Annotated in this window: 2 protein-coding genes; both read right to left on the bottom strand. The window is 41.8% G+C overall.

Annotated features, from left to right (window positions below; translation table 11 throughout):
• Positions 1-303: 303 nt before the first annotated feature.
• On the bottom strand, positions 304-2,451 hold the full coding sequence (locus tag Q0064_RS00060; protein WP_298142415.1) for a TonB-dependent receptor: 2,148 nt from the start codon (positions 2,449-2,451) through the stop codon (positions 304-306).
• 224 nt (positions 2,452-2,675) lie between these two features.
• On the bottom strand, positions 2,676-3,677 hold a 1,002-nt coding region (locus Q0064_RS00055), incomplete at its 5' end, for a DUF4397 domain-containing protein (protein ID WP_298142412.1).

Here is a 3,677-nt window from a genome sequence, read left to right as displayed (position 1 = left end):
GAGAAAAAAGGTTGTTTTTGAGACAGAACAATGCAAAAAAATGTTGCATAGCAGCGCTACGGAAGATTTTTTTAAAGCAGTTATGACTTAAAAACATTTTTTTATCGGACTGTTTTATAGATCTAATTGGTATAAAAGGCGGATTTTCTTTGGGATACCAAGGTATCGCAAAAAAATCCAACGACGTAGGCAGCCATTTATATGTTTAGCGACCACGATTTACGCAGATTTTGTGCTAGTCCTAATTTCAGTGTATTGTAAAACCGCGATCTGACAAAGATTTTTAATCGAGTTCAGGTTATTTTATAAAGTATCCAACTGATTCTTCGACTTATCCGCACTTATCGTCCAGAAAAAACCAACAAAGAAAAACTTATCTGCCGCTGGGCGAATCGCGCGCTTTGCATATTGGCCGTTTTCATCCGGATTACTCGCAAACTGATAACCAAAAACGTTTTGTGCTCCTAGTAAATTCTGTGCCGAAAAATATATGATCATCTGCGGATTCATCAAATACGCCCAACCTAAACTCAAATTCTGGAAATATTTCGTTTTTTGGTTCATAAAAGCCGTTTCATTTGGGTCGTTATACGGACGCCCAGAATTAAACGTATGCGTAAGTCCAATTTGCGATTTAAGCGACTGTACCCAGTATTTCGTAACGATACTCGCGGTATGTTTCGCTACAAACGACGGCGTAACCTCGCTCGGAAAACCGCGGTACAAACGCTCGGTATCAATGTACGAATACGAAACCCAATACTCCAGATTTTTAATATTGTGGTTATCGCGCCAAAGCAAATCAACACCACGCGCCATACCAAAACCCGAATTGCTAAACGTTTCGCCAAATTGCGCCTGATTTCCGGAAAACGTAACCAACTGATCGTATTCTTTGTTGTAAACCTCTGCTCGAAACAATTGGTTGTTCTTGCGGTACTCGTAATTCAACAAATAATGCGTACTCTTTTCGTTACCTAACTTATTTTCAAACTTCAATAAATCAGCCGGCGCAGCCTGACGAAAAATACCATACGCTGCTGAAAGCGTGCTGTTTTTCGAAATCTTGTACGCCAAAGACACACGCGGATCCACAAAATTCGAATTCAAAAGCGCATTTCTACTGCCGCGAACACCAACTTTAAAAGCCAAATCTTTTGTAACGGTATAATCCCATTCTGCGAAAGCGGAAATAATATCGAGCTCGTATTGAAGTTTAAAATCGGCTGTGGCATCTTCAAACAACTCGCCGAAATTCGTACGAAATGCCTCAGTTCCAAAACTTAGTTTGTGCGAACTCGAAAATCGTTTTTTAAAGCGAAGTTTCGCATGATACGCGCGCTCGATGTTGGTGACATTTCCAAAACTCAAATCAATTTTGTTGGTATTGTAGCCAAAACTCAAACCCGAAAAAATGCGCCAGCCGTTGTTCAACGCTCCGTCGTACGAGGCGTTTCCGTAAAAGTTATCATTTTTTAAAGCAAACCGACTCAAGCCGCTGGTATTAATATCAAACTGATTCAAATCGAGTTGTGCCGCATCGAATGCACCATACACTTTTAGCAATCCGTTTTCAAACTCGCGGCGGTACACCGCTTCGCCGGAAAGCGATTGATACGGCTTGTTCCAATCAACGTCCTGAGGCGCAATCCATTGATACGGCTGTAAGTTGATGTACGAGGTGTTAAACGTAAATGCACTTTTTTTCCATTTTTGGGTATTGCTCAAACCTAATCCAACAGTCATTATCGAAATATCGGTCTGCTCTTCGGTGGGCATGTCGGTGGTATTCAACAACAAAACACTCGAAAGTGCTTCGCCATATTCCGCCGAATAACCGCCCGTTGAAAACGAAATACCTTTGAACAAGAAAGGCGAAAAACGTCCGCGTGCCGGTAAATTATTCGCGGCAGCGCCATACGGCTGTGTTACTCGAATACCATCTACAAAAGTTTGTGTTTCGTTGGCTTCACCACCACGAATAAAGAGTCGGCCGCTTTCGCCCACCGTTTGCGTTCCTGGAAGCGTCAGTAACGCTCCAACAATATCGCCCGCCGAACCTGCTGTAGTCACAATATCGAGCGGTTTCAAAACTGCCGATTTCGATTTATCGCCCGCTTCAAATGTTCCGGCATTGATAACCACCGTATCTAAAGTTCCCTCGGCATCTTTCAGAACAATCGTCTGATTTTTGTAATTCAAAACGTCGATGTTTATTGAAGCAGCTTCGTACAGTAAGGCCGTAATTTTTAAAACCTGTGTACCGCTTTCGCTCGTTTCAAACGAAAAAGTACCGTCGGCGGCTGTGGTAGCACCGTCGTATGTACCGTCAATAAAAACATTGGCTTTGTCAATCGGCTTGTTTTTAGAATCGACTACCTTTCCGGAAATCGTTTGCTGCGACCAAGCATTGGTAAAAATGAAAAAGAAAATAATGTAGAAGCCTTTCATGATCGTTGAATTTGATTCAAAGATGAAACAGCTCCCTAAAACCTGAAAAATTAATCAACTGAATTGTTGAAATACAAGTATGAAATGTATTTTTTTGAGTATGCCCTCAATTCAAATACTGCTGTCAGAAAACAAAAAGTAAAATAAATAAAAAAAAGCGTGAATTCGATTGAACTAATTCAAATCGAATCCACGCTAAAATATTTACTAATGAAAATCAGGGTTTAATTGCCAATAACCACTTTTCTAACTGCAATTTTATCATCAATATTTACAGACAACATGTAAATACCGCTAGAAATTCTCGACACATCAATCGGATTTAAAGTCGGCACATCTTTCAAAATAGCTCTTCCGTTTACATCGTAAAGTGTAGCTTTCGATGAACCAAACGAAAAAGGAATATTGATATTTAGTTGTGAATTTGTAGGATTTGGATAAACCGAAATGCTATCTAACTCTAACTCATCAGTGCTCAACGGAATTGTTGGCAATTCAAGTAACTCACCACCGGCAGCTGTGGCAACCCACAATCCAAATGCAGGTCCGTTGCTGTTTGCAGCCGGATCTAAAAAGCCCGAAGCTAAAACGGTTATTGCTGTTCCATTCAATTCCAAAGATTGCAACGGCGCTGAATACGAAGCCACGGTTGTGCTACTTCCCGCCGGACGAACATCAAGTGTGTAATCGGCCGTTGGTAATTCTAAATAACCCGCAAAATTTGGGAAAGCAATGTTTCCTACGATTGTTCCTGCTGGAGCCGAAGTTTCTACCACATCAACAGCTGGCGCATCTGGCGAACCGTGGTTAACCAAAACATCGGTGTTTGTAGCTGAACTAGCTTCTTCACGACCTAGTGCAAAAACGCTCAACAAAAACGAATCCGGGTTGGTGTAACCCGTTTCGCTAACAATTCCGTTGGCAATGGCAATGTATGTTTCGCCGTTAGCAAGCGTGGTTGTTAAGTTGTAAAGCGATTCGGCAGCAGAAGAACTTGATGCTGGAGCAACGTCAATGCTAATAGGAACACCTGCTGCAACATCGATAAACGGAGTAGCTGTTCTGAAAGCAAAATTGTCTAATTCCAATTCGCCGTTAATGTACACGTCAACTTCTGCAGCAGCGGCGTCTGGTGAATTGTGGATTACTTGTAAACGTGCAGATGATGCGGGTAACGGAATTAATTCTCCACCAGCAGCTGTGGCAACCCACAATCCAAATGCAGG

It is taken from the genome of Flavobacterium sp. (genome assembly GCF_027490375.1).
Lineage (GTDB): Bacteria > Bacteroidota > Bacteroidia > Flavobacteriales > Flavobacteriaceae > Flavobacterium.
This window is presented reverse-complemented; position numbering and strand designations above follow the sequence as displayed.